This is a genomic window from Devosia sp., from assembly GCF_030689745.1.
Lineage (GTDB): Bacteria > Pseudomonadota > Alphaproteobacteria > Rhizobiales > Devosiaceae > Devosia > Devosia alba.
In genome coordinates, this window is record NZ_JAUYGL010000233.1 from 17,112 (window position 1) to 42,891 (window position 25,780).

Consider the following 25,780-nt stretch of genomic DNA (forward strand, 5'->3'; position numbering starts at 1 on the left):
GCCACTAGGTGCAGTAGATGCCGTATAGCGTCGTCAGAATATGGCGCACATCGTCGGACGCGATGGAGTAGAAGACCTGCTGGCCGTCGCGCCGCGTCGTAACGAAGTTCCAGGCCCGCAGCTTGGACAGGTGCTGGCTGAGCGGGGACTGGGCCAGCCCGACGCGCGTTTCCAGGTCACCCACATTCATTTCACCATCAAGCAGGCAGCACAGAATGCGCAGGCGCTTGGCGTTGGCCATGGCTGTGAGCAGGCGTGACGCCTGCTCGGCATTGGCCTCGAGTTTTTCAATTTCCATCTTGACCATATTAGAATGTTCTAATAAGTGTATATTCGCTTTGAGACGTAGCACTCAAACATAGCAATGATCAAGGAGGCTGATTTGACGACCCAGATGGACAGCGCTGACTGCGCCACTGGACTGACACCAGCCTCTATCCTGTTTACACGCCAACTGGCCCCTCGACGTGCAAGGTTATTTATAGATGACGGAATTTACCCCTCTCGTGTCGCTGCTTGGCGGCGCGCTGATCGGTCTCGCCAGCGTATTACTCATGGCCTTTCATGGTCGCATTGCCGGTATGACCGGCATTCTGACTGGTTTGCTGCCGCCCATAGCCCCCGACTGGGCCTGGCGCGCAGCGTTTCTGGGCGGTGCAATCATCGCGCCCGCTCTCATGGTGCTGCTGACCGGCTATGATGTCGGTTTCGCCAGTCCCGTTCCCACACCCTGGGTCATCATTGGTGGTCTGATCGTCGGCGTCGGTGTGTTCTTCGGTTCTGGTTGCACCTCGGGTCATGGTGTCTGCGGCATGGCCCGCCTGTCGCCGCGCTCGATCGCCGCAACAGCGGTCTTCATGGGGGCGTCTTTCGTCACCGTTTATGTCGTTCGCCATGTGCTGGGAGGCTTCTGATGCGCCGCACAATTTTCGCTGGTCTGATAGGCCTTGTATTTGGAACCGGCATCGCCATTTCTGGTATGGCCAACCCGGCCAAGGTGCTCAACTTCTTTGACCTTGCTGGCGATTGGGATCCCTCGCTTGCCTTTGTCATGGGCAGCGCCCTGCTGGTAGCCGCAGTCGGCTATTTCTTCGTGCTCAAGCGCGACAGGCCGATCCTGGAGCCCCGGTTTCACCTGCCGACCAACCGCAAGCTCGATGCATCGCTGCTGGCAGGGTCTGCATTGTTCGGCATAGGCTGGGGAATTGCCGGTTTCTGCCCCGGCGGCGCCATCCCGGCCCTGGGCCTGGGAGAGAGTGCCGCCTGGATCTTTGTTGCCGCGATGCTGGTTGGTATCGCCGCCGCCAAAACGGCCCGTGACGCCCTGCGGCCTCGGGTCGCCAAAACCGCCTGAATTCATTCAAGAAGAGGATATGACCATGACGTCCATTCCATTCACCCCAGAACTTGATGTGCATCCTGAAGTGGTGGCGTTCTTTGACAAGCCAACCAACACCATCAGCTATGTGGTCAAGGATCCCGGTTCCAACGCCTGTGCGGTCATCGATTCCGTGATGGATATCGATTACGCGGCCGGCCGCATCACCTATGATGGTGCCGACAAGATCATCGCCTATATCCAGGATCAAAAGCTGGATCTGCAGTGGCTGATCGAAACCCATGTGCATGCCGATCACCTCTCGGCGGCGCCCTATATCCAGGGCAAGCTGGGCGGCAAGCTGGGCATTGGCGAGAATATCAAGATCGTGCAGGAAACCTTCGGCAAGGTCTTCAATGAAGGCACCGAATTCCAGCGCGATGGCAGCCAGTTCGACCGGCTTTTCACCGATGGTGACAGCTACAAGATCGGTGGCCTGACCGCGCATGTAATGCACACGCCGGGCCATACCCCGGCCTGCATGACGCATGTGGTTGGTGATGCCGCCTTTGTCGGTGACACCCTGTTCATGCCCGATGGTGGCTCGGCCCGTGCCGACTTCCCCGGCGGCGATGCGCGCACCTTGTATCGTTCAATCCAGCGTGTACTCGCCCTGCCTGCCCAGACCCGGCTGTTCATGTGCCACGACTACGGTCCCAATGGCCGCGACATCCAGTGGGAAACCACGGTGGCCGACGAGCTGGAGCACAATATCCACGTGGGCAAGGGCACCGACGAAGACACCTTTGTGGCCATGCGCGAAGCGCGCGACGCGACACTGGACATGCCCAAGCTGATCATCCCGTCACTGCAAGTGAACATGCGCGCCGGCAAGCTTCCCCCCAAGGATGAAGATGGCAATACCTTCCTCAAAGTCCCCGTGAACGGGCTCTGACCATGTGGCCCTTTACTCAAGCAAAACCCAAAGAGAAGACCATGCACCTCAACAAGATTACTGCCGATTACGCCACTACTGGCCAGATCACCCCCGACCAGATCAAGGCCATTGCCGACGCTGGCTACAAGTCCATCGTCTGCGCCCGTCCCGATCATGAAGAAGGCGGCCAGCCCAGCTATGACGAAGTTGCCCGCGCCGCCGAAGCGGCGGGCCTGAAGATTGTCCACATCCCGGTTTCCGGCATGCTGGGCGAAGGCCAGGTTATCCGCTTCCACGATGCCTGGACCAACCTGCCCAAGCCAATGCTGGGTTATTGCCGCTCCGGCGCACGCGCCGGCAGCCTCTACGCGACTCTGTCCAAGTAAGACACCATGAAGCTCAAGACCTATCTTCCCATTCTCGAATGGGGCAGCCGCTATAACCGGGACTCCCTGACCAGCGATCTGGTTGCGGCAGTGATCGTGACGATCATGCTGATCCCGCAATCACTGGCCTATGCGCTGCTGGCCGGCCTGCCGCCGGAGGTAGGTCTTTATGCTTCGGTGCTGCCGCTGGTGGCCTATGCCATCTTCGGCACCTCGACGGCGCTGGCCGTCGGCCCGGTGGCGGTGGTGTCGCTGATGACCGCTTCGGCCATTGGCAGCATCGCTGCCGAGGGTACAGTGGACTATGCCAGCGCCGCCATTCTGCTGGCCGCCATGTCGGGCATCATTCTGGCGGTGCTGGGTTTGTTCCGGCTCGGCTTCATCGCCAATTTCCTGTCACACCCGGTGATCTCGGGCTTCATCACCGCCTCGGGCCTGATCATCGCCACCAGCCAGGTGGGCGGCATGCTTGGCATCAAGACCGAGGGCCATGCATTGCCCGAACTGGTGATGTCGATTGTGCACAATATCGGCACCATCAACTGGTATACCTTGGCCGTCGGCGCGGTGTCCCTGGCCCTGCTGCTGTGGATCCGCATGGACCTCAAGAACTGGCTGCTCCGCTTCGGCCTGCCCAAGGGTGCGGTGACCATCATCACCCGCGCCGGGCCGGTACTGGTGGTCTTCCTGACCATGGCCTGGTCGGTGCTGGGCGATCTGGGTGCCAGGGGCGTGGCACTGGTTGGCGACGTGCCCCAGGGCCTGCCCATGCTGTCGCTGCCCAATTTCAATCTCGATACCATGCAGGCGCTGTTGCTGCCGGCGCTGATCATCTCGATCGTCGGCTTTGTGGAATCCATTTCGGTGGCCCAGACCCTGGCTGCCAAGCGCCGCCAGCGCATCGACCCCAATCAGGAACTGATCGGCCTGGGCGCGGCCAATATCGCGGCCGCTGTCGGTGGCGGCTATCCGGTAACGGGCGGCTTTGCCCGCTCCGTGGTCAATTTCGATGCCGGCGCGGCCACCCCCGCCGCCGGTGCCTTCACCGCCATTGGTATTGCCGGCGCCACCCTGCTGCTGACCCCGTTCCTGGCCATTCTGCCCAAGGCGACCTTGGCGGCCACGATCATTGTGGCCGTGCTGACCCTGGTGGATTTCTCGATCCTCAAACGCGCCTGGACCTATTCCAAGGCCGACTTCACCGCCGTGGCCATCACGCTGCTGGGCACCTTGCTGATGGGCGTGGAGGTGGGCATTTCCCTCGGCGTTGCCGCCTCGATACTGATTTTTCTCTATCGCTCATCGCAGCCGCATGCCGCCGTGGTTGGTCAGGTGCCGGGCACCGAGCACTTCCGCAACGTCAAGCGCCATGATGTGCACACCATTCCCAGCGTGCTCTCGATCCGGGTCGATGAAAGTCTCTATTTCGCCAATGCGCGCTATCTCGAGGATCTGGTCTATGGCGAGGTCGCCGGGCGGCCTGAACTCAAGGACGTGGTGCTGATGTGTTCGGCGGTGAACGCCATCGACATGTCGGCGCTGGAAAGCCTTGAGGCGATCCAGCACCAGCTCAAGGATCTGGGCGTCCGCCTGCATCTGTCGGAGGTCAAGGGACCGGTGATGGACCGCCTGGCGGGCACCGAATTCCTGCAGCATCTGTCCGGTGGGGTGCATCTGAGCCAGCATCAGGCGATGGAAGCGATCAAGGCGTTGCCCGCAGCAGCCTGATCATCCCTTGCTCCCGCAGCGCCATGGCCTGCGGGAGTTTTGTTTTATGGCGTGGGGAATGGGCCTGTCAGGCCGGGGCCGAGACTGCCGGTCAGCGCTGCCAGCGGCCAAGGCCGTTGCGGTTGAAATACTCGATCAGCACGCTACCGTCCGCCGGATCGAAGGTGACCGAGGACTTTGAACCGGCCGGCGCGTTCTCGTTGCGTGGCGCCATCGCGAACACCTCACCATCCCAATTGGTCAGGGCGAAGCTGTCGCCGCGCGGGCCCAGCCGGGCGGTCAACCCGCTATCACCCCGGGTGATTTCGAGCGGCCCGAAATAATCGTTCTGATAGATACCGAGATAGGCATCGAGCGGCCGGGCAGGGGCGGGTTGGGCAGGCGGCGCGCTGTCGGCCAGATCGCCTTCGGGGTCGTAAAACGCCACCATGCGGGGATGGAAGGCGTCATACCAGTCTCGGGTAGGCTCTCCAAATTGCACGGTGTCGAGAAAACTGTTGGCGATGGCCTCGGCCGCGCCGAGCGGTCCGGCATTGGTGAGAACGACAATGCCGACATCGGCCGACGGGATGAACTGGATACGGGTGGCAGCGCCCAGGGTGAAGGCTCCGGAATGACCGAACACCGTGCGGCCATCAGCGCCAATGCCGACATTGAAGCCATAGCCGTAAAAGCTGGGACGGGCGCTGGGGACGTGGCCGGGCGAGCTGAATGCCTGGGGGCTGAGTGCCGCCTGCAGGGCGGCCGGGTCGATCAGCTGCTGCCCATCGCGTTCGCCATCGGCCAGCAGCAGTTTGAGCCATTCGGCCAGATCAATGACAGTGGAGGAAATGCCACCAGCGGGCGCCTGGGGGTCTGCGTTGCGTTGATACAGTGGCTGCAAACTGCCATCGACCAGCGTATGCAGGCTGGCGCGGTTGGCTTGGGCGACGAAATCGGCATTGCGGGAACTGGTCGCCGTCATGCCAAGTGGGTCGTAAAGGGTCGCTTCGGACAAATCCTCCCAGCTCTTGCCGGTCGCCGCAGCGACCGCTTCAGCGCCGCTGGTAATGCCGAAATTTGAGTAATTGTAGGAGGTACGGAAACTGTCGAGCGGCAGAAGGCGCAGTCGCGCCATGATCTCGGCGCGGGTGAAGCCGAGATCTTCAAGCTCATCGCCGCCGCCCAGCGGCAGGCCCGAGCGATGGGCGTAGAGATCACCAATGGTCGCGTGCTCAGTGACCCAGTCGTCATTGAGCCGGAATTCGGGGAGATAGGCGGTGACCAGATCATCCCAGGCAACCAGGCCATTGCTGACGGCAATGGCTGCCACGGTGGCGGCGAGCGGTTTGGAAACCGAGGCAATCTGGAACACGGTATCGGGGGTAACCGGATCGTCCTCGCCCAGCTTGCGCACGCCAAAGCCCTGGGCAAAGACGGTTTCGCCGCCACGCACCACCGCCACCGCCACGCCGGGGACCAGGCTGCGTTCCATGATGGTTGCGATGGTGTCCTCAAGCTGGTCGAGGGCCAGATCGAGACCGCCAGGGGCGAGTTTGACAGCATCCATATTCGGGGCCGCACTGAGATCGAGATTTGCCGGCTGGGCCTGAACGGGTGCCATGGTGCCGATTATGGCCAGGGCAGTAGCGAGCGGTAGCGCGCGAGACATTGGGGTGGTCATGCAGAATGCTCCTCCGGGCTGGCTCCGCAGGGGGAGCTCCTGACTATCGTCAATCCGCACGCTGCGTACGACGGTGACGCCCCTGTCAAACCACCGCAATAATGACGGTATCGTTATGGCAGGGCCAGATATTTTATTGGCCTGCGTAGTGCGCGGGCCAGCTCAGCCGCGTTCGGTGATAATCCGGGTCAACGATTCCGAGGCCTTGACGATGTGCTTGCGCGTCAGATCGGCGGCGCGCTCGGCCTCGCCGGCCCGACAGGCATCGATGATCTGCTGATGCTCGGCAATGGCCAGTGCGCGGCCATGGCCCAGGCTGAGCTGGGCGCGGATATAGCGCTCGATGCGGTCATTGGCAGCTTCGGCGGCCGCAAAATAATATGGCAGACCAGCATCGAGATAGAGCGAGGAATGGAACTGGCGATTGAGGTCGCCCCAGCGCACGCCATCGGTTTCCTCGGCAAAGGCTTCGCAAAGCTGCTGGGCATGGTCGAGCGAATGCTGGCTCATGCGCGGCACGGCATGGGCGATCAATTTCGGTTCGACCGTGGCGCGGAAGTCAAAGATCTCCTGGATTTCGGCGACCGAGATGCGGCTGACCACCACCCCCTTGTAGCGCACCGAGGTGACCAGGCCGCTGGCTTCGAGCTGCTTGAGCGCCTCGCGCACCGGGATGCGGCTGACATTGAACATCTTGGCAATGGCATCCTGGCGCAGGGTCTGCCCTTCTGCCAGTTCACCGCGAATAATGGCCGTGCGCAGGGCGTCAAGAATCACGTCCGACGAGGACGCGCCGGCACCGATGTTGGACGCTCGTGCACTCAGCCCTTCCATTAATCCAGCTCCTCCACTGTGGCCCATACCGGCTTTTTGCCGGCGCTATCTGCCTCCCGGCTTCTGGGCGCCGAAGCAGAACGTAGCATGTTGTATATTGGATACAATCGTGCAAGCCTAAGTTTTAGATGCTCTGGTGGAGGGAACAACGCCAGGATCGATAACAGGTTGAGGAGCCTTCAAGATGAAACTCACGACACTTCTTGCGACCACCGCGATTGCCATGGCATTGGCGGGCCCCGCCTATGCGGAAATGAAAATCGGCATTCTGGCGCCCACCACCGGCTCGGAAGCCACCTACGGGCAGGACATGGCCAATGCCGTCAATCTGGCCATTTCCGAAATCAATGCTGCGGGCGGTGTTCTGGGTGAGCAGCTCAGCTCGGTGATCGGCGATGATGGCTGCGATCCGCAGCAGGCCGTCAATGCTGCCAGCAAGCTGGCGTCATCCGATGTCGTGGGTGTCGTCGGGGGCTATTGCTCGGGCGCCACCGTTCCCACCCTCAAGATTTTTGGCGATGCCAGCATTCCGTTCGTAATCACCGGCGCCAATTCCACCAAGCTGATCCCGGCCAATCCCGGCAACGCCTTCATGATCAATTCCACCGGCAATGATCAGGTGGCCAAGGCCATCGAGTACTTCAATTCCGTTGGCGCGAAATCGCTGGCCATCGTCAACCAGGGCGATGCCTATTCGCAGGACCTTGCTGACCTGACCAAGAAGGACTGGGAAGCTGCCGGCAACACGGTCCCCGCCTTCGAAGTCGCCAACAAGGGCGAGCAGGACTATTCAGCCATCGTGACGGCCATCCGTTCGGCCAATCCCGATGCCGTGTTCTGGACTGCCTATTATGCTGATGGCGGCCTGCTGATCCGCCAACTGCGCCAGGCCGGGTACCAAGGCACGATCGCTGTGGGCGATGGCTCCAATTCTCCGGAACTGTTCGGCATTGCCGGCTCGGCGGCCGAGGGCGTGATCGGGTTCTCCAATCCCATCGCTGAATTCCTGCCCGGGGCCAAGGACTTCATTGCCGACTACACGGCAGCCAATGGCTCGCCTCCGGGCCCCTATGCGCCGCTGGCCTATGACGGCATGCACCTGCTCGCCACCGCAATCGAGGCAGCCGGCAGCACCGACCCCGCCGCGATCAACGCCGCGCTGATGGATGCTGACTATCCCGGCATTGCCGGTCAGATCACCTTCACCCCCGAAAACACCCTGGCCCGTTCGAACTTCGTCGTGCTGAAGGGCAATGGCGGCAAGTGGGGCCTGGCGCAGTAGCCCAACCCGAACACTGGCCCCGCCGCTGCATGGGCGGCGGGGCCAATGACGATCGGCGTCCGGTGGGGGAACTTGTGCATGTCCGTCTTTGATATCTTCTTGCAGCAACTGGTGAACGGGCTCGTGCTCGGCTCGTTCTATGCGCTGGTGGCGCTGGGCTACACCATGATTTACGGTGTGGTGAAGCTGCTCAATTTCGCCCATGGCGACGTGTACATGGTCGGCGGCTTTGTCGGCTTTCTGGTGCTCTCTGTGGTGGCGCCAATGGTCGGGCCGGGCTGGACTGGCGTGGCCGTTTCGATGGTCGTGGCGATGATCGCGGTAGGCTTTCTCGGCGTGGTGATCCAGCGGGTTGCCTACCAACCCATGCTCAACGCCCCCCGGCTTTCCATTCTGATTACGGCGCTGGCGGTTTCGCTGGTGCTGCAGAATGGCGTGCTGACGCTGACCCATGGACAATATCAGCCGATGGGCGCCGATCTCGGCTTTGGCGGCGTCAATCTGGGCCTGCTGTTCATCAGCTATAATCAGATGATCCTGGTGGGCACCGCCGCCGCGCTGATGATCGCGCTGGAATTGTTCGTGTCGCGCACCCAATATGGCCGGGCCATGCGGGCGATCTCGATCGACAAGGACATGTGCCGCCTGATGGGCATCAATGTCACCGCCGTGATCGCGGTGACCTTCTTTATCGGCTCGGCGCTGGCCGCTGCGGCTGGCACTATGGCCGGGGCCTATTATGGCTCGGTCTGGTATTTCATGGGCTTTCTGATCGGCATCAAGGCGTTTACCGCCGCGGTGATCGGCGGCATCGGCTCGATCCCCGGCGCCATGCTGGGTGGCTTGATCCTGGGCCTGCTTGAATCCTTTGGTACCCAGATCCCCGGCATTGGCAGCGAGTGGAAGGACGTGTTCTCCTTTGCCGTGCTGATCCTCGTGCTGGTGCTCAAACCGACTGGCCTGTTGGGCAAGTCCGAGCAGGAGCGCATGTAACATGGCTCAGCCCCGCTCCAACGCCTTCAACAATATCATCGCCCAGTTCGACGAGCCCTGGAAACGCTATGCAGCGTTTGCGGTGATCGTCGCGCTGCTGCTGATTGCCCCCATTTCGCTGGGGCCCTATGCCACCGTGATCCTGACCAATGCGCTGCTCTATGTGGTGCTGGCGCTGGGGCTCAATGTGGTGGTCGGCTATGCCGGCCTGCTCGATCTGGGCTATGCGGCCTTCTTTGCGGTGGGCGCCTATACGGTGGGCATTCTGACCCACACCTTCGGGCTCGATTTCTGGCTCACCCTGCCATTTGCAGTGGGCGCGGCCATGATCGCCGGTGTCATCATCGGCACGCCCACCCTGCGCTTGCGCTCGGACTATCTGGCGATCGTGACACTGGGTTTTGGCGAGATCGTGCGCTTCAGCGCGCGCAATATGGAAATTACCGGCGGCGCCAGCGGCATTTCGGGCATCCAGCAGCCCTGGTTGTTTGGCTGGCACATCAACACGCCCTTTGAATTTTACTATGTGTTCGTGGTGCTGGCGATCATCGCCGTGATCGTCAGCGTGCGGTTGCAGCATTCGCGGCTGGGCCGGGCCTGGCTCTATGTGCGCCATGATGAGGATGCAGCCGAGGCGATGGGCATCGATACGGTGCGCGTCAAGCTGGCAGCCTATGTGATCGGGGCGATCTTTGGCTCGATCAGCGGGGCGTTCTTTGCCGTCAATCTCGGGGCCATTTCACCGGAGAGCTTCTCGTTCCAGCAATCCGTGCTGATCCTGATGGCGGTTATTCTGGGTGGCATGGGCAAGATCCCCGGCGTCATCCTCGGCGCCTTCATCGTGGTGCTGGCGCCCGAACTGCTGCGCGATCTGGGCGAATATCGTCTGCTGCTGTTCGCGGTGGGCCTGCTGCTGATCATGCTGTTCCGCCCCAGTGGCATCTGGCCAGTGAGGGGGAAATGAGCATGGCCCTTCCCCTGCTTGAACTGCGCGGCGTCAATCTGAGCTTTGCCGGCAATACCGTACTCGACAATGTCGACTTCAGCGTCGGGCGTGACGTGATCGTCAGCCTGATTGGCCCCAATGGGGCCGGCAAGACCTCGCTGTTCAACTGCATTACCGGCTTTTACAAACCGCAATCGGGCTCGATCAAGGTCGATGGCCACGAGTTGATGGGGCTCAAGCCGCACAAGGTTACCCAGGCCGGCATTGCCCGCACTTTCCAGAATGTGCGGTTGTTCCAGCAGATGACCGTGCTGGAAAACGTGATGAGCGGCAGCCATTGCCGCTCCAGGGCCGGCGCCATATCGGCCATTCTGGGCCTGCCCAGCCAGCGCCGCGAGGAGGCAGCGATCCGCGCCCATGCCATTGAGTGTCTGGAGTTTGTCGGCATTGCCGATGAGATGGATCGCGACGCCACCAACCTGGCCTATGGCCATCAACGCCGGGTCGAAATCGCCCGCGCGCTGGCAACCCGGCCCAAGCTGCTGCTGCTCGATGAGCCCGCGGCGGGCCTCAATGCCGGCGAGAAGCAGGACCTGCTCAATCTGATCGGCCGAATTCGTGACGAACTCGCTATCTCCGTGCTGCTGATCGAACATGACACCGGCATGGTGATGAAAATCTCCGAACGCATCAGCGTGCTCGACCATGGCGTGATTATCGCCGAGGGCGCGCCCAAAGAGATCCAGGCCAACCCCAAGGTGATCGAAGCCTATCTGGGCCAGGACGACGGGGAGGATCTGCTATGAGCGCGCCAACCGAGACCCTTCTTGAGCTGGAAAACATCACCGCTGGCTATGGCCGGATCGTGGCCCTCAACGGCATTGATCTTAAGGTGCAGACTGGCGCCATGGTGACCCTGCTGGGCGCCAATGGGGCGGGCAAGACCACCACGCTCAAGACCATTTCGGGGCTGGTGCGGGCGTCGGGCGGCACGGTGCGCTTTGCCGGCGAGGATATCACCCAGACCCCGGCGCATGAAATTGCCCGGCGGGGCCTGGTGCATGTGCCCGAAGGCCGCCACGTGCTGCGCGGTCTCAGCGTGCGCGAAAATCTCGAACTGGGGGCGTTCACCGTCAAGGACCCGGCCACACGGCGCAAGCGGATGGATGAGGTGTTCGCGCTGTTTCCCGTGCTGGCCAAGCGCCAACACGGCGATGGCTCGCTGCTATCGGGGGGCGAACAGCAAATGCTGGCGATTGGCCGGGCACTGATGCATGGCCCCCGCCTGCTGCTGCTGGACGAGCCTTCGATGGGACTGGCGCCCAAGCTGGTGATCGAGACCATGCAGATCGTCAAACGGCTGAGCGAGGCCGGGACCACCATCCTGCTGGTCGAACAGAATGCGCGGCTCGCCCTCAAGCTTGCCCATTACGGCTATGTGCTCGAAAGCGGTCATATCCGCATGCAAGGGGAGGCGGCCACGCTGCGGGCCGACAAATCCATCGTGCAGGCCTATCTGGGCGAATGATCGGGCCTCGCTCCTCAGAGGGCAAGACTGCGTGGCCGTCAATTGCCAAGGCGGCATTGCGGCCCTGACGACGGAAATGACGCAGAGCGGCGTGCTGGACATGCCCGCTGTGGCAAGGCATGTCCAATGCAGCAGCGGCGAACTCACACCCGCTGCAGCAGACCACTTATGAGCCGAGAACAGCCATGGCACGACACAGCTTCTTTTGCGTAGACGGACATACCTGCGGCAATCCGGTGCGGCTGGTGGCGGGCGGCGGGCCGCAGCTCAAGGGCCAGACCATGCTGGAGCGCCGCGCCGATTTTCTGGCGCAGCACGACTGGATCCGCACCGCGCTGATGTTCGAACCGCGTGGCCATGACGTGATGTCCGGCTCGATCCTCTATCCGCCCAGTGACCCGGCCAATGACATGGCGATCCTGTTCATCGAGACCTCGGGATGCCTGGCCATGTGCGGCCATGGCACCATCGGCACGGTGACCATGGCGATCGAGCAGGGACTGATCGTGCCCAGGGTGCCGGGCGTGGTGCGGCTCGAAGTGCCGGCCGGGCTGGTGATCGCCGAATACACCCAGGTCGGCGATTACGTCGAAGAGGTGAAAATCACCAACGTGCCGTCCTTCCTCTACAAGACCGACCTGGAGGTGGAGTGCCCTGATCTGGGCCTGCTCAAGGTCGACGTGGCCTATGGCGGCAATTTCTACGCGATCATCGACCCGCAGGACAACTTCGCCGACATGGACCGGTATTCGGCCGCCGACTTTATCCGCTGGAGCCCGGTGCTGCGGCAACGGCTGAACGCGGCGCACAGCTTTGTTCATCCCGAACAGCCCGAGATCAATGGGCTGAGCCACATCATGTGGACCGGCGCGCCCAAGCTGGCCGGCTCCACGGCGCGCAATGCGGTGTTTTACGGCGACAAGGCGATTGACCGCTCGCCCTGCGGCACCGGTACCTCGGCGCGCATGGCGCAGTGGTATGGCAAGGGCAAGCTCAAGGCGGGTGACGCCTTTGTCCATGAGAGTATTATCGGCTCGATCTTCAAGGGTCAGGTGGAGAACACGCTGAGTGTCGGCGGGCTGCCCGCCATCGTGCCCTCGATTGCCGGTTGGGCGCGAATGACCGGCCTCAATACCATTTTTGTCGATGACCGCGACCCGTTCAGACACGGCTTTCTGGTCAGCTAAGCCAATTCTCCGCCCGCGAAAGACCCTGCCATGCGTTCCACCCGCTCCATTCACATCGTTTCCTGCCACGCCGAGGGCGAGGTGGGCGACGTGATCGTGGGCGGGGTGGCGCCGCCGCCCGGCGACACCATCTGGGAACAGTCGCGCTGGATTGCCAGGGACCAGAGCCTGCGCAATTTCGTGCTGAACGAGCCACGCGGCGGGGTGTTCCGCCACATCAATCTGCTGGTGCCGGCCAAGGACAAGCGGGCGGTGATGGGCTGGATCATCATGGAGCCCGAGGACACCCCGCCCATGTCGGGGTCCAATTCGATCTGCGTGGCGACGGTATTGCTCGATACCGGCATTGTGCCGATGACCGAGCCGGAAACCCGCATGGTGCTCGAAGCGCCGGGCGGGCTGGTGGAAGTGGTGGCGCAGTGTCGCGACGGCAAGGCGCAGTCGATCACCGTGCGCAATGTGCCTTCTTTCGTCGACAGGCTTGATGCCACCATCGAGGTGGAGGGGATCGGCACGCTGCGCGTCGACACCGCCTATGGCGGTGACAGCTTCGTGATTGCCGATGCACGGGCTCTGGGCTTCGCCATTGCCGAAGATGAGGCGCGCGACATCGCTGAAGCCGGCATCCGCATCACCCGCGCGGCCAATGAACAACTCGGCTTCACCCACCCCACCAATCCGGACTGGGCCCATATTTCGTTCTGCCAGATCGCCGCGCCGCTCGAGACTGTTGAGGGTCGGCTGACCGGCGCCAATGCCGTGGTGATCCAGCCGGGCAAGATCGACCGCTCGCCCACCGGCACCGGCTGCTCGGCCCGCATGGCGACATTGCATGCGCGCGGGCTGATGGCGGTGGGCGATGAGTTTGTCGGCCGCTCGATCATCGGTTCGGAATTCTTCTGCAAGCTCGAAGCGCTGACCGATCTGGCCGGCACGCCGGCGATCATCCCCACCATTACCGGCCGCGCCTGGATCACCGGGACGCGGCAGGAAATGCTAGACCCCGCCGATCCCTGGCCGGCGGGCTATCGGCTGTCGGACACCTGGCCCAGGATCAGCTAGTCAGGCGTGATCGGCAGCCGTCAGTGCCACGGCAGCGGCCAGATCTTCGAGCGCCGTGCCCACCGACTTGAAGGCGGTGATCGCGGTTTCACTCTGGCGCCCCGGATGGGTGCCACGGCACAGCATGGCCAGATCGGCCAACAGGCCCTCCCGGCTCAAATTGCCCGCTGCCAGCGGCTGGGTGACGTCGCCGCTTTCCTTGCTGGCGCCCTCAAAGGTGTCGACGAAAATGCCCCCGGCGCGGCTGAGCACGGCGTCATCCGCCTCGCGCATATAGGGCCGGAAGCTGCCCACCAGATCGACATGGGTGCCCGGGCGCAGCAGCTCGCCAAGGATGATCGGCGTCTTGGCCAGGGTCGCTGTGCTGACGATATCGGCGTCGCTGACGGCGCTGGCGAAATCGGTGGTGGTGACGATGTTCGGCGCAATGGGACCCAGTTCGGCGGCCAGAGCCTGCGCCTTGTCCAGCGAGCGGCTGCACAGGGTCAGCTTGTCGATGGCGAAGATGGCGCAATAGGCCTGGGCCAGGTTCCGCGATACCCGGCCGGTGCCCAGGATCACCAGATTGCGGGCATTGGTGCGCGCCAGGAAGGTCGCGGCCAGCACGGAGGCGGCGGCGGTGCGGCGGGCGGTCAGCTCGCCGCCATCGATCTGGCCAATAACGGCGCCGGTCTTGCCGTCGAACAGGGTATAGACGCTGGCCACGGCGGGCAGCCCGAGCTGGTCATTATCGGGAAACACCGTCACCAGCTTGACGCCAATATGCCGGCCCGGCTGCCAGGCCGGCATCAGCAGAAGATTGCCATTGGTGGCAGCGTCGCCCACATGTAGGTGCTGGCGCAGGGGCGCCTCCGCCCCCTCGACAAAGGCCGTCTTGAGCGCGGCAAGCAGAACGGGCCAATCAAGGCCCTGGCGAACGTCTTCGGCGGAATAGGTTTTCATGGCGGCACTATAGGAGCGATGCTGTTGTTTGCAACGCACGGCGGCCCGACCTCGGCCGGCGCATTATTCGTGAAGACGCGCAACTATGAGTGCGCCGCGAAACCGGCTAGGTAGTCGCTAAGCAATCCAGCGGCCTTTTCGGGACGAGAGCACAATTTGACCAGCGAGCCGACCATTTCCCGCCCGCGCTACGCCATTGTCGACATCGCCCGCGGCGTGGCGATCATCGCCATGGTTGCCTATCATCTGTGCTGGGATCTCAGCCTGTTGCGCTTCATCGCCCCCGATGTCGGTCGCGATCCCAATTGGGTGCTGATCGCCCGCACCATTCTGGCGGCATTCATGCTGCTGGTCGGCGTCGGGCTGGTGCTCGGGCATGGGAACGGCATTCGCTGGCCCAGCTTCTGGCGGCGTACCGTCTTTGTCGTGCTGGGAGCGCTGGCGATCACCCTTGGCACCTGGCTGGTGTTTCCCGACAGCTTTGTCTATTTCGGCGTGCTGCACGCCATCGCCCTGTTCAGCCTGCTGGGCCTCGCCTTTGTGCGTGCGCCGCTGTGGCTGGCGATCACGGTGGCGGCAATTGTTATCATATTGCCATTCCTTTATTCGGACCCGCTGTTCAACGAGAAGCTGTTCTCCTGGATCGGTTTCTGGCAGGTGCCGCCGCCAGCCAATGACCTGGTGCCGCTGTTTCCCTGGTTTGGCGTCGTCCTTGTCGGCCTCATCGCCACCCGTCTGGTGCTCGCCTCGCCAATGGCCGGGCGCCTCGCTGCCATCAATCCAACGGGCCGCCTGCCGCAATTGCTGGCGCTGCTCGGCCGCTGGAGTCTGCTGATCTATCTGCTGCATCAGCCCATTCTGCTGGGCCTGCTCTATCCGGCCGCCGCGGTTCTGCAGCCAGAGATCGCCATGCGCAGCAGCGATTTTCTTCGCTCATGCCAGACCACCTGCATGGCGGGCGGCACCAGCGCCCCGCTCTGCACCACCTATTGCCAGTGCGGCCTCGAGGGCGTGGAGGCCAACGATCTGTGGGGCGCCGTCTATTCCGGCATGGTGTCGGCGCAGGAGCAGACCATTCTGGACGCCAGCAATCGCCAGTGCTCTGCGCTGATCTATCCCGAACTCAATATGGGCCAATAGGGGCAGGCCGGCCTGATAACGTTGCGAATTGCATTTTTTGCCCAAATTGCGTCTTGAATGGTAGGCTGATTGGGCATTCAATAAACCACGAGCTGATTTGTCCGAACTCCGGTAGCGGTTGGCGCCTGGCCCGTTCGGACCCCACATTTATTGAAGTCTGGATACTTCCTTGACCACCCATACGGCTGGCCGCGACCATTCTCGCGGCGATGCACGGGCGCATTTGGCGGCCGCTCACGCTGGCAAGGGCCGCCGCCCACTGGTGCGAATTGCGCTGTTTTCACTGCGTCATCCCTGGCAGGCGTCGCTGGCCATCGGTGCCACCATTGTCGCCTCAGTGCTGCAATTGATGATTCCCCGCCTGCTCGGCCACGCCATTGATCAGGCGCAGGGTATTCTCAGCACCGCCGCCGAGGGGGCCGAACAGGCCCTGTTCTGGAGTGCCATGACGCTGCTGGCCGTCTCGGTGGCGCGCGGCGCCTTCACCCTGGTGCAGAACTATTTTTCGGAATCGGTGGGCCACCATGTCGGCTATGAGCTGCGGCTGGCCTTTTACGACAAGGTGCAAAAGCTCTCCTATTCCTACCATGACAAGATCCACACCGGTGACCTGATCACCATGGGCCTGCTCGATCTCGACGGTGTGCGCATGTTCTTTGCTACGGGCCTGGTGCGCATGGTGCTGCTCTCGGTGCTGATCGGGGTGGGGGCCACCATGCTGCTCACCACCGATGTGATGCTGGGTTTGCTGGCGCTGAGCTTCGTGCCCTTCGTCGCCTGGCGCTCCTCGGTGGCCCAGCTTACCTTGCGCGCCACCTGGATCGCCCTGCAGGAAAAGCTCTCCGGGCTGACACGGGTGATGGAAGAAAACCTGGGCGGCATTCGCGTGGTACGGGCCTTTTCGGCGCAGGATTTCGAGCTCGACAAATTCGATACTGCCTCGCGTGCAGCCCTGGCACTGTCCCATCAGCGGGTCGATGTGCGGGTGCGCAATACCAGCGCCATGACCTTCTCCTTCTTCGCCGCCATGGGATTGGTGCTGTGGTTCGGTGGCAACAAGGTGATCGCTGGCGACATGAGCGTGGGCACGCTGGCCTCGTTTCTGACCTTCATGACCATTTTGCAGATGCCGGTGCGCCAGCTCGGACTGATGGTCAATTCCTTCGCCCGTGCTTCCATCTGTGGCGACCGGCTGTTCAATTTCCTCGACGAACCGTTGGCCATTGATGATGTGCCCGGCGCGGTCGATCTCAAGCTGACCGAGGGCACGCTGCGCTTTGAGGATGTGCATTTCACCTATCCCGGCGCTACCCACCCCACTTTGGCGGGCGTCAGCTTCGAGGCAAAAGCGGGCCAGACCATTGGCATTGTTGGCGCCCCCGGCAGCGGCAAGTCGACGCTCGCCCATTTGATCCCGCGCTTTTACGACATCGACGCCGGCAAGATCACCATTGATGGCCAGGATGTCAGTCAGGTCACCCTGCAGTCACTGCGCCGCGCGGTAGCGGTCGTGCAGCAGGACACCTTCCTGTTCACCACCACCATTGAAAACAACATTGCCTATGGTGATCCCTGGTCCAAGGAGACCAAGATCGAACGGGCCGCCGAAAGCGCGCAATTGCACAACTACATCATGGGTCTGCCTGCCGGCTACGACACTGTGGTGGGTGAACGCGGGGTGTCGCTTTCCGGTGGGCAGCGCCAGCGCCTGTCAATTGCCCGCAGCCTGGTGCTCAAGCCTGCCGTGATGGTATTTGACGATTCCACCGCTGCCATTGATGCGGGGACCGAGCACCGCATTCGCAGTGCCATTCGCCGCTATGCCAGCGATCGGGTGACGCTGGTGATTTCCCATCGCCTGAGTTCGCTGCTGCATGCCGACACCATCCTGTTCCTCGAAGATGGCAAAATCGTCGAGCAGGGGAGCCACGACCAGCTGCTGGCCCAGGGCGGTCGCTACCGTGCGCTCTACGATCTGCAGACCCGCCCCAGCGACAATATTGAACTCGGGAGCGCTGCCCAATGAACGTGCTTGACGAAGACGAACGCGAAGTTGCCGCCTTTCCGGGCCAGCGTCCACCCCGCGCCAGTGTCGGGAGCCACCGCATTGAAGAGGACGTTTTTGGCAAGGCCTATGATCCCCAGACGGTGCGCCGCATCTGGGCATTCGTGCGTCCCTATCGGGCCAAGATCGTTCTCTCGGTTGCGGCGGTGCTGGTGTTCACCGCTACCCAATTGGCCATTCCGCTGATCATCGGCCGCGCTATCGACAGCGGCATGACCGAAGGGGGCAATGCCACCAATCTGCTCTGGGCGGTGGCCGCCTTCGCCGTCGCCGTCATCTTCAACTTTGGCGCCTCCTTCGTGCAGGAGACCGAAGTGGGCAAGGTGGCCGAAAACGTGCTGTTCGACATGCGCCGCGCCATGTTCGCCCAACTGCAGCGCGTCTCACTCAGTTTCATGGACAAGACCGAAGTCGGTCGCCTGATGAGCCGGCTGCAGGGCGACGTCAACTCCATGCAGGAGTTCCTCGAAACCTCGGTGATTTCGGTCGGCGACATGGTGTTGCTGATTGGCATTGTCGTGGTGCTGCTGTCGCTCGATTTCCGGCTGGGCCTGCTGACGCTGTCCACCATGCCCATCCTGTTCATCGTCCGCATCTTCTGGCTGCCTCCCGCCAAGCGCGCCTTCTGGAACGCCCATGAAACCAATTCGATCACTGCCGGCGCCATGGCCGAGGGCATCAATGGCGTGCGCACCGTGCAGAATCTCGACCGCCAGAAGGTCAATTTCGACCTGTTCGACGACAAGGCCTATGCCAATCTGCGCACCCAGTTGATCGGCTCGCGCTTTGCCCAGGTGATGGTGCCGATTGTCGACTCCCTGACCGGCACCGCCATGGCCATTGTCGTGGTGGTGGGCGGCTCGCTGGCGCTCAATGGCAAGCTGGAGATCGGCGTCATCGTCGCCTTCCTGTTCTACATCCAGCGCTTCTTTGATCCGATCCGGTCGCTGACCATGCAGTATTCCATCATGCAGCGCGCCATGACCTCGGGCCGCCGCATTACCGAAGTGCTCGATATTCCCGCCTCGATCACCGACAAACCCGACGCCATTTCCCTGACGCGTGACATGGATGGCTCGGTCGAGTTCCGCAATGTCAATTTCGCCTATGACCCGGATCGCCCGGTGCTCAAGAATGTCAGTTTCACGGTCAATCCGGGCGAGACGGTCGCGCTGATCGGCCCCACGGGGTCGGGCAAGACAAGTGCCATGGCCCTGGTGCACCGCTTCTACGAGGTGCAGTCCGGCGCCGTGCTGGTGGGTGGCCATGATGTGCGCGATATCACCCAGCAATCGCTGGGCGAACAGGTCGCCATGGTGCTGCAGGAGCCCTTCCTGTTCACCGGCAGCGTGTTTGACAATATCCGCTACAACAAGGTCAACGCGACGCGCCAGGACGTCATTGATGCGGCCACGGCCGTGGGGGCGCACGAATTTATCGAGCGCATGCCGAACGGCTATGACAGCATTCTCGAACAGCGCGGCTCCAATCTGTCGCTGGGACAGCGCCAATTGCTGAGCTTTGCCCGTGCCCTGGTGGCGGACGCCAAGATCCTGGTGCTCGACGAGGCTACTGCCAACATCGATTCCTATACCGAGCGGCAGATCCAGAAGGCTCTGCTGACCCTGCTGGAAGGCCGCACGGGCATGGTCATCGCCCACCGTTTGGCGACCATTCGCGGCGCCGACCGTATTTTCGTGCTGCAGAACGGTGAATTGATCGAGACCGGCAATCATGACGAGTTGATGGAACTCGGCGGCCTCTACGCCAAGCTCTACAACATGAACTATTCCAGCTTTGACGACATTCCGGACGAACTGGTCAGCAAGGCCAATGCCAAGGCGGCGAGCACCTGAGCCCAGTGCGCGCTTGCCGCCTTAGCGTGCTTGCCAACCCGGCATGCCGACCTCGACACCCCCTCTTGCCACATCGGTTCTGGCGCCGCTTGCCACGCCGGTGCATGAAGCGCCCCGACAGCAGGAGTGAAATGCGTGAGTCTGTGGGTGAGTGCGGCGTTGCTGCTGGCCGTGTTTGGTACCTCGACTTTGTCGGGCGTGTTCGGCATGGCTGGCGGACTGGTTTTGCTGGGTATTCTGCTGGCCATCCTGCCGGTCGGCACGGCCATCGCCGTGCAGGGCGCCATCCAGATCGTGGCCAATGGCTCGCGCGCCTTCCTGTCACGGGCCTATATCGACTGGAAAATACTGGGCATGATCTGCCTGGGGCTGCTGGTGGCGGGCATCATCCTGTTCATCGTGCGCTATACACCGGACCTGACAACGGTGTGCATCGCCATCGGGCTGCTGCCTATTCTGGTCTGGATTCCCAAAAGCTGGCTGGAACTCGACGCCAGCAAGCCGTTGCATGCCTTCTTTTGTGGCCTGCTCGGTGGCGGTCTCAATCTGGCGGTCGGGGTCTCTGGACCGACCGTCGATATCTTCTTTATCCGCACCCAGATGGATCGTCGCAAGATCATCGCCACCAAGGCGGCGACGCAGGTGGTTTCGCACGCAGCCAAGGTGGTGTTCTACTGGAATGCCGCGGCGGTGCTGACCCCGCTGGAATGGGGTGCCATTGCGCTTGCAGCGCCCTTTGCCATCGCCGGTACCAGCGCCGGGCACTGGATTTTGCAGCGGCTCACTGATGCCAATTTCCGTTCCTGGACCCGCTGGATTGTCACCGCCATCGGGATATTCTATCTGGGCCGCGGCATTTCCTTGCTGATCTGATCGCGATCAGTATGGTGCCGGCCAGGGGGACCAGATGGCACCGTTCGACAGCGTTACCGCGCGCCTGATTTTATTGTTGGCTGATACCGGCTCAATCGGTCGCGCCGCCGAGCGCGAAGGCATTGCCTCATCGGCCGTCAGCCGTCGCGTCTCCGATCTGGAAAGCCGCCTCGGCGTGGTGCTGTTTGACCGCTCGGCACAAGGCGTCAGGCTGACCATTGCGGGCGAGGCCTATGCCGAAGGCTGCCGTACCGTGTTGCGCGCCATTGCCGATCTTGACGCGGTAATGACCGATTTCAGTTCGGGTCATCGCGGCGCGCTCAGGCTGGCCTGTACCAGTTCTGCCCTGACCGGACGGTTGCCAGAACTGTTGGCGCACTACGCGGCCAGGCATCTCGGCATTGATCTGGATATTCAGGAAATGAGCGCGGCCAAAGCGCTGCTGGCCCTTGATGAGGGGCGGGCCGATATCGCCATTGTTTCCGACAATTACGATTTCACCCGCTTTGAGATCAAACCCTTCGAGGATGATCGCGTCTGGGTCGTTGTGCCGCCCGACCATCCACTGGCCGCCAGCATCGAGCCGCGCAAGGAAATTGCCTTTGCTGCAGTGCTCGACCATCCCATTGTCGGCATCCATCACGCCGGCTCGCTCGACCGACTATTGGCGGATGCAGCCAACACGGCCGGCAAGCCGCTGACGGAGACCCTTCGCGTCGAGAGTTTTCCGGCCCTGGTGCGCATGGTTGAGGCCGGTTTTGGCATCGGCTTCCTGCGCTCCACCAGCCTGCATCTGCTGGCCGGTACCGATCTGGTCTGCGCCCCGCTTGCCGAGCCATGGGCGCTGCGCCAATTGCTGGTCGCCCGCCGCAAATCAACCCCCTTGTCAGCCGCCATGAAGAGCTTTATCGCCCTGTGCAGCGAGACCTATACCCCCGCAATCTGAGGCTTGCGACATTTCGGCGCTTTCACGCGATCCGCCGCCGCCCTATGAGTGAACCATGAACAGCACGCGCAGCATCAGCAGCGAGATCGGAACGGCCCTGGCCGTGCTGGCGATCTATCTGCTTACCCTGCTGGCGCCGCTGCACGAAGCCCGCGCCAGCCAGCTGGCCTTTGAAAAGCTGGGCTATTCGACGCTGCAGAGCGGTTGGGTGCTGTGTTCGTCCCTTTCGACTTCCGATTCTGACCCCGACAGCGAAACGCCGGTCAGCAAATGCCCGGTCACCGGCGTCGGCAAGTCCGCGCTCGTGGCCCCGGCTCTTGACGCCGTGGTGTTGGATCTGGGCGCTATCATGCTCGCCGCCCCCCGTCCTGTGGCGCGCGTCACGGTTCGTCCGGCGGCGATTGCCCCGCCGTCAGGACCCCGCGGCCCACCGGCATTGGTCTGATTGCCCCGAGCCCCTGGCTCATTCAGATCCATTTCTCTTTCGAAAGTCATCACCATGATCCGTACTCTGCACGCTGCTGTTGCAGCCATTCTGCTGCTCGTCACGCCCGCCTTCGCCCATGACGGGACCACCCATGTCGGCGAGCTCAACATCACCCAGCCCTTCACGCGTGCCACCCTGCCCAACGCACCCGTCGGCGGGGGCTTTTTGACCATCGCCAACACAGGAGCTGAGGCCGATCGTCTGATCGAAGCGAGTTCCGCCGTGGCCGGCGATGTGCAAATCCATGAAATGGCCATGGAAGGCGATGTCATGAAGATGCGCGAGCTGGCCGACGGTCTTGAAATCCCGGCCGGTGCAACCGTGGCGCTGGCCCCCGGCGGCTTCCACATCATGTTCATGGGTCTCAATCAGGCCTTTGTCGAAGGCGAAGCCGTGCCGGTGACGCTGGTGTTCGAAAAGGCCGGTTCGGTCGAGCTGGCCCTGCCAGTACTGGGCAATGCGGCGAAATCGGCCGAGCATGGCGCCATGGAAATGGGTCACGGTCCCGCGGCGCCCGCTGCGGCCACCAAATAGTGGCCATCAAGACGGTTCGGCTTTGGCTCTGGGGCGCGGTTGTCGCCCTGGCGCTGACGGCTGGTGTCGGTGCCCTGCTGCTGCGTCAGTCGCCGCCGGGCGCCGCGCCCTTCGGCACCGGGACCTACAGCCTGATCGACCAGAACGGCAAAGCGGTCGATCAGACCCTGTTTATCGGTCACCCGTCGGCGCTGTTTTTCGGCTTTACCCATTGCCCGGAAGTCTGTCCCACCACCATGGCCGAAATGGCCGGCTGGTTCGAGGCGCTGGGCGATGAGGGCAAGGACCTGCGGGCCTATTTCGTCTCCATCGACCCCGAGCGTGATACGCCGGAATTGTTGGGCGACTATGTCAGCTGGGTCAGCGATCGCATCACCGGCATTACCGGCACGCCCGAGGAGATCGCCAAGATCGCCGGGTCCTGGGGCGTCTACTATCAACGCGTTCCGCTCGATGATGGTGGCTACACCATGGATCACACGGCGCTTGTATTCCTGCTCGACGACAGGGGAGCGTTCCAGGGCACCATCGCCTATGGCGAGGACCAGGAGACGGCGGTCGGCAAGCTCAGGAATTTGCTGGCCAAATCCTGAGATCAAACCCCCGGTTCGCAGTGCTGCGGATCGGGCACCCACCCCACAGAACCGCGCCCGCGCCAAACTGGTGGGTGACGAAGCGGGCTATGCTGGCTAGGTTGCGCGCAACAGCCACAAGGAGCGTGCCGTGCAGCCCTCGATATCCATCATCACCATCGGTGTCGACGACCTCGAACGCGCCTTTGCCTTCTACCGCACCCTGTTTGATATCAGCGATGACCAGATTGGCGCTGGCGAAGACCACATCGCCTTTTTCTTCGATGATGGCTTTTCCTTCGTGCTGTTCCCGCGCGAGCAGATCGCCCAGACCGCCGGCAAGCCAGTCGCCATCGCCGGCACACCTGGCTTCGTGCTCAGCCACCAGGCCGCAAGTCCGGCCGATGTTGACGATATCCTGCGCCGGGTGCTCGTTGCTGGCGGCGCCATCATCACCGAAGGCACGCAATCGGAATGGGGTTATTCGGCCTATTTCGAGGACAGCGAAGGCAATGTCTGGGAATTGATGGCCAAGCCGCCAGCGCACTAAACCCTCAGTAGAGGGGCGGCGCTGATAGTGCCGGGGCAGGAGCCCCGAACACTTGCTGCCGCTGCCCTAAAAGCCGCCACCCGTCTTGAAGCCGCCATGCTTGCGCGTGCCGCTCGATCCGGTGCGGGGACGCGAGAAGCCGCCGCCAGTGGCCCCCCCGGAGGGACGTCCGAAACCGCCACTAAAGCCACCCTTGGATTTGCCGCCGGCGCCCCCGAAGCTGTTGTCCGGCCAGCTAAAGCCCCCACCTTCGGGCCAAGGCGTGTTGGAGCGCTGCCGGCCATTATTGGGCAAGCCGACCCCGCCGCCCCAATCGCTGGTGCCCGCACCCCAATTCTGGCTGCGCTGCCACTTGTCCCAATAGGACGCCGCCGTGATGCTGCCGCGCAGGAAGTCGTTGAGCAGATCGCCCACCAGCCGTTCCTCGCGAAAGGTCGAGCGTGGATCGTCAAAGTGCTGTTTTTTGAACTCCCACTGAATATCTTCGAGTTCGCGTCGGCGGGCGGCCAGGGTCTTGAGCCGCTCCTTCTGCTCGCGCGTTTCCTGCTCTTCTTCCTTGGCGCGGGCCCGTGCATCGTCAATCTGCGCCACGATGGTGTCGTCCTGACCGGTGCGGGTGCGACGCGCATCGGCCAGCAAGCTCTGGATGTCTTCACGCTCGAGCGCGGTGGCCAGTTCCCCCAGCGTGCCTTCAATGGCCGGGTTGAGGCCCTGTGACAGCGTCGCCACGGTTCTGGCGGCCTCGTCGCGCTGATCCTCGGTGGCCAACATCTGAGCATCAAAATCGGTGAGCTGCTGCTGGGCGCCTTTCATGGCGTCGCGGATCGGCTTGCCGCCTGCCGCATCAATCGCTGCGGTCTCCATCTCGTCGAGTTCGGCCTCGGCGGATTTGGCCATTGCGATCTGCCGTTCGGCATGTTCACGCAACCGCAGCGGAATTTCGTTGAGCATGGCAAAATTTGGCCGCGTCTTGTGGAAGCCCACCAGCTTGGCTACCAGGCCATCGAGATAGCGCACCAGATTGTTGGCCCGGTAATTGGCCGTACCGTAGCCCGCCTCCCAAAGATACATGAACAGCCGATCCTCGCGGTAAGGCTTGCCCTTTTCCTCCCGATCGGCCTCGGCCTGCTCGGTCTTGCGCATGGATTGGGCGGCCACTTCGGCGAGCGCCACTGCCTGCTCCTGCTTGGCGGCAAAAGCTGGATCGCGGGCAATTGACGCACCGAGCGCGTTGGCCAGGGCCCTGAGTTCGGCCTGATGGGTCTCGTATTGCTTGAGGACGGCGGCCCGCTCCGTGGTCAACTGGCTGAGCCGGGCGTCGATCTCGGCCACGGCGCTCTCGGCCTGGCTCAAATCCTTGGCATGGGCCTTGACCTGCGCCCGCGCCCTGGTTTCGGCCGCCGAAATGGCGCCGTCCAGCTCGCCCTGTATTGCCGGGTCAAGGCGCAGCCGCGCGAGTTGCCGGAACAGTTCTGCCTCGCCCTCGCGGATCTTGCTGATGCGATCGGCGGCGCGGGCCAGCCGTTTGGAAATCTCGTCTTCCTCGCGGCGGATATCCCGCATCGCCTCGTCCAGGCTCGCCAGTGCCTCAGGGCCGCGAATGCTCATAACTCTACCACCGCGTTACCGCCCCGCCGGACACCGGCACATTGTAGTTTACTTCGATGAATCCATAGGATTTCCGGCCAATTTCATTGTTCTGGATGATGCCGTCGTCGCGCTTGTCCGCCACCACCGCGTCATAGACCGCTTCGGGAACCCGCACGCCCCAGATGCTGACCGTTTCGGTCGCGCCCGTCTCCTCGTTGAGAATGGGCAGGCTGAGCGTCTGCCCGTCGGCATCAAGCGCCTCGACCACCAGATAGTAGTTGGTGGCGTCGGTATTGATCTCCGGGAAGGTCCAGAAGCCGGATTGCTCGTCAGCGCGATTGACCACCCGCAGCGTATATTC

General features: G+C 62.5%; 27 protein-coding genes. 21 read left to right on the plus strand and 6 right to left on the minus strand.

Going from position 1 to position 25,780, the window contains the following annotated elements:
- Nucleotides 1–4 precede the first annotated feature (4 nt).
- Nucleotides 5–307, minus strand: a complete 303-nt coding sequence (locus tag Q8O80_RS20595) for a helix-turn-helix transcriptional regulator (protein WP_305582843.1) — start codon at nt 305–307, stop codon at nt 5–7.
- A gap of 178 nt (nt 308–485) precedes the next feature.
- Between Q8O80_RS20595 and Q8O80_RS20600 the strand changes: the two genes are divergently transcribed.
- From Q8O80_RS20600 to Q8O80_RS20620, 5 genes are read left to right on the plus strand one after another with little or no spacing between them, the layout of a single operon-like run.
- A complete protein-coding gene (locus Q8O80_RS20600) occupies nt 486–914 on the plus strand; it encodes a YeeE/YedE family protein (protein WP_305582847.1) in 429 nt (142 codons plus the stop codon).
- Complete coding sequence (locus Q8O80_RS20605; protein WP_305582849.1) at nt 914–1,354, plus strand: YeeE/YedE family protein; 441 nt, start codon at nt 914–916, stop codon at nt 1,352–1,354. Before Q8O80_RS20600 ends, Q8O80_RS20605 begins: the two co-directional genes overlap by 1 nt.
- 25 nt (nt 1,355–1,379) lie before the next feature.
- Nucleotides 1,380–2,273, plus strand: coding sequence for an MBL fold metallo-hydrolase (locus tag Q8O80_RS20610; protein ID WP_305582851.1), 894 nt, complete (start codon nt 1,380–1,382; stop codon nt 2,271–2,273).
- Between the two features lie 41 nt (nt 2,274–2,314).
- A complete protein-coding gene (locus Q8O80_RS20615; RefSeq protein ID WP_305582853.1) occupies nt 2,315–2,641 on the plus strand; it encodes a beta-lactamase hydrolase domain-containing protein in 327 nt (108 codons plus the stop codon).
- A gap of 6 nt (nt 2,642–2,647) precedes the next feature.
- Nucleotides 2,648–4,369, plus strand: a complete 1,722-nt coding sequence (locus Q8O80_RS20620; protein ID WP_305582855.1) for a SulP family inorganic anion transporter — start codon at nt 2,648–2,650, stop codon at nt 4,367–4,369.
- A 91-nt stretch (nt 4,370–4,460) separates the two neighbouring features.
- Here Q8O80_RS20620 and Q8O80_RS20625 read toward each other — a convergent pair whose 3' ends face one another.
- Both Q8O80_RS20625 and Q8O80_RS20630 read right to left on the minus strand, forming a co-directional pair.
- Nucleotides 4,461–6,032 (minus strand): serine hydrolase, encoded by a 1,572-nt coding sequence (locus Q8O80_RS20625; RefSeq protein ID WP_305582857.1) that lies wholly within the window; start codon nt 6,030–6,032, stop codon nt 4,461–4,463.
- Between the two features lie 162 nt (nt 6,033–6,194).
- Nucleotides 6,195–6,866, minus strand: a complete 672-nt coding sequence (locus Q8O80_RS20630) for a GntR family transcriptional regulator (RefSeq protein WP_305582859.1) — start codon at nt 6,864–6,866, stop codon at nt 6,195–6,197.
- A gap of 184 nt (nt 6,867–7,050) precedes the next feature.
- On the opposite strand from Q8O80_RS20630, the gene Q8O80_RS20635 reads away from it, so the two are divergent.
- The 7 genes from Q8O80_RS20635 (at nt 7,051) to Q8O80_RS20665 (ending at nt 13,864) form a co-directional block, all read left to right on the plus strand.
- Nucleotides 7,051–8,148: a branched-chain amino acid ABC transporter substrate-binding protein gene (locus Q8O80_RS20635; RefSeq protein WP_305582861.1), complete on the plus strand. Its 1,098-nt coding sequence runs from the start codon at nt 7,051–7,053 to the stop codon at nt 8,146–8,148.
- Between the two features lie 78 nt (nt 8,149–8,226).
- Nucleotides 8,227–9,141 (plus strand): branched-chain amino acid ABC transporter permease, encoded by a 915-nt coding sequence (locus tag Q8O80_RS20640; protein WP_305582863.1) that lies wholly within the window; start codon nt 8,227–8,229, stop codon nt 9,139–9,141.
- Between the two features lies 1 nt (nt 9,142).
- On the plus strand, nt 9,143–10,105 hold the full coding sequence (locus Q8O80_RS20645) for a branched-chain amino acid ABC transporter permease (protein ID WP_305582865.1): 963 nt from the start codon (nt 9,143–9,145) through the stop codon (nt 10,103–10,105).
- Between the two features lie 2 nt (nt 10,106–10,107).
- Nucleotides 10,108–10,893 (plus strand): ABC transporter ATP-binding protein, encoded by a 786-nt coding sequence (locus tag Q8O80_RS20650; RefSeq protein WP_305582867.1) that lies wholly within the window; start codon nt 10,108–10,110, stop codon nt 10,891–10,893.
- On the plus strand, nt 10,890–11,615 hold the full coding sequence (locus Q8O80_RS20655) for an ABC transporter ATP-binding protein (RefSeq protein WP_305582869.1): 726 nt from the start codon (nt 10,890–10,892) through the stop codon (nt 11,613–11,615). Before Q8O80_RS20650 ends, Q8O80_RS20655 begins: the two co-directional genes overlap by 4 nt.
- 185 nt (nt 11,616–11,800) lie before the next feature.
- Complete coding sequence (locus Q8O80_RS20660) at nt 11,801–12,802, plus strand: 4-hydroxyproline epimerase (protein WP_305582871.1); 1,002 nt, start codon at nt 11,801–11,803, stop codon at nt 12,800–12,802.
- 30 nt (nt 12,803–12,832) lie between these two features.
- Entirely contained in the window at nt 12,833–13,864 is a 1,032-nt protein-coding gene (locus Q8O80_RS20665) for a proline racemase family protein (RefSeq protein ID WP_305582873.1), read from the plus strand.
- Here the strand turns inward: Q8O80_RS20665 and Q8O80_RS20670 are convergent, their stop codons facing one another.
- Nucleotides 13,865–14,806, minus strand: a complete 942-nt coding sequence (locus tag Q8O80_RS20670) for an ornithine cyclodeaminase family protein (protein WP_305582875.1) — start codon at nt 14,804–14,806, stop codon at nt 13,865–13,867.
- Nucleotides 14,807–14,962: 156 nt separating this feature from the next.
- Between Q8O80_RS20670 and Q8O80_RS20675 the strand changes: the two genes are divergently transcribed.
- From Q8O80_RS20675 to Q8O80_RS20715, 9 genes are all read left to right on the plus strand, one after another.
- Nucleotides 14,963–15,946, plus strand: a complete 984-nt coding sequence (locus Q8O80_RS20675; RefSeq protein ID WP_305582877.1) for a DUF1624 domain-containing protein — start codon at nt 14,963–14,965, stop codon at nt 15,944–15,946.
- A 169-nt stretch (nt 15,947–16,115) separates the two neighbouring features.
- On the plus strand, nt 16,116–17,972 hold the full coding sequence (locus Q8O80_RS20680) for an ABC transporter ATP-binding protein (RefSeq protein WP_305582879.1): 1,857 nt from the start codon (nt 16,116–16,118) through the stop codon (nt 17,970–17,972).
- Nucleotides 17,969–19,867, plus strand: a complete 1,899-nt coding sequence (locus Q8O80_RS20685) for an ABC transporter ATP-binding protein (RefSeq protein WP_305582881.1) — start codon at nt 17,969–17,971, stop codon at nt 19,865–19,867. Before Q8O80_RS20680 ends, Q8O80_RS20685 begins: the two co-directional genes overlap by 4 nt.
- A gap of 135 nt (nt 19,868–20,002) precedes the next feature.
- A complete protein-coding gene (locus Q8O80_RS20690) occupies nt 20,003–20,740 on the plus strand; it encodes a TSUP family transporter (RefSeq protein ID WP_305582883.1) in 738 nt (245 codons plus the stop codon).
- A gap of 34 nt (nt 20,741–20,774) precedes the next feature.
- A complete protein-coding gene (locus Q8O80_RS20695; RefSeq protein WP_305582885.1) occupies nt 20,775–21,686 on the plus strand; it encodes a LysR family transcriptional regulator in 912 nt (303 codons plus the stop codon).
- Nucleotides 21,687–21,741: 55 nt separating this feature from the next.
- Nucleotides 21,742–22,131 carry a hypothetical protein gene (locus tag Q8O80_RS20700; protein WP_305582887.1) on the plus strand — a complete coding sequence of 130 codons (390 nt, stop codon included), beginning with the start codon at nt 21,742–21,744 and terminating at the stop codon, nt 22,129–22,131.
- Nucleotides 22,132–22,185: 54 nt separating this feature from the next.
- Nucleotides 22,186–22,707 carry a copper chaperone PCu(A)C gene (locus tag Q8O80_RS20705; protein ID WP_305582889.1) on the plus strand — a complete coding sequence of 174 codons (522 nt, stop codon included), beginning with the start codon at nt 22,186–22,188 and terminating at the stop codon, nt 22,705–22,707.
- A 5-nt stretch (nt 22,708–22,712) separates the two neighbouring features.
- Complete coding sequence (locus Q8O80_RS20710) at nt 22,713–23,300, plus strand: SCO family protein (protein ID WP_305582899.1); 588 nt, start codon at nt 22,713–22,715, stop codon at nt 23,298–23,300.
- A 130-nt stretch (nt 23,301–23,430) separates the two neighbouring features.
- Entirely contained in the window at nt 23,431–23,829 is a 399-nt protein-coding gene (locus Q8O80_RS20715) for a VOC family protein (RefSeq protein ID WP_305582891.1), read from the plus strand.
- Nucleotides 23,830–23,895: 66 nt separating this feature from the next.
- On the opposite strand, the gene Q8O80_RS20720 is transcribed toward Q8O80_RS20715, so the two are convergent.
- Both Q8O80_RS20720 and Q8O80_RS20725 read right to left on the minus strand, forming a co-directional pair.
- Nucleotides 23,896–25,437: a hypothetical protein gene (locus Q8O80_RS20720; protein ID WP_305582893.1), complete on the minus strand. Its 1,542-nt coding sequence runs from the start codon at nt 25,435–25,437 to the stop codon at nt 23,896–23,898.
- A gap of 4 nt (nt 25,438–25,441) precedes the next feature.
- Nucleotides 25,442–25,780: DUF6384 family protein (locus tag Q8O80_RS20725; protein ID WP_305582895.1), on the minus strand; the 339-nt coding region annotated here is incomplete at its 5' end.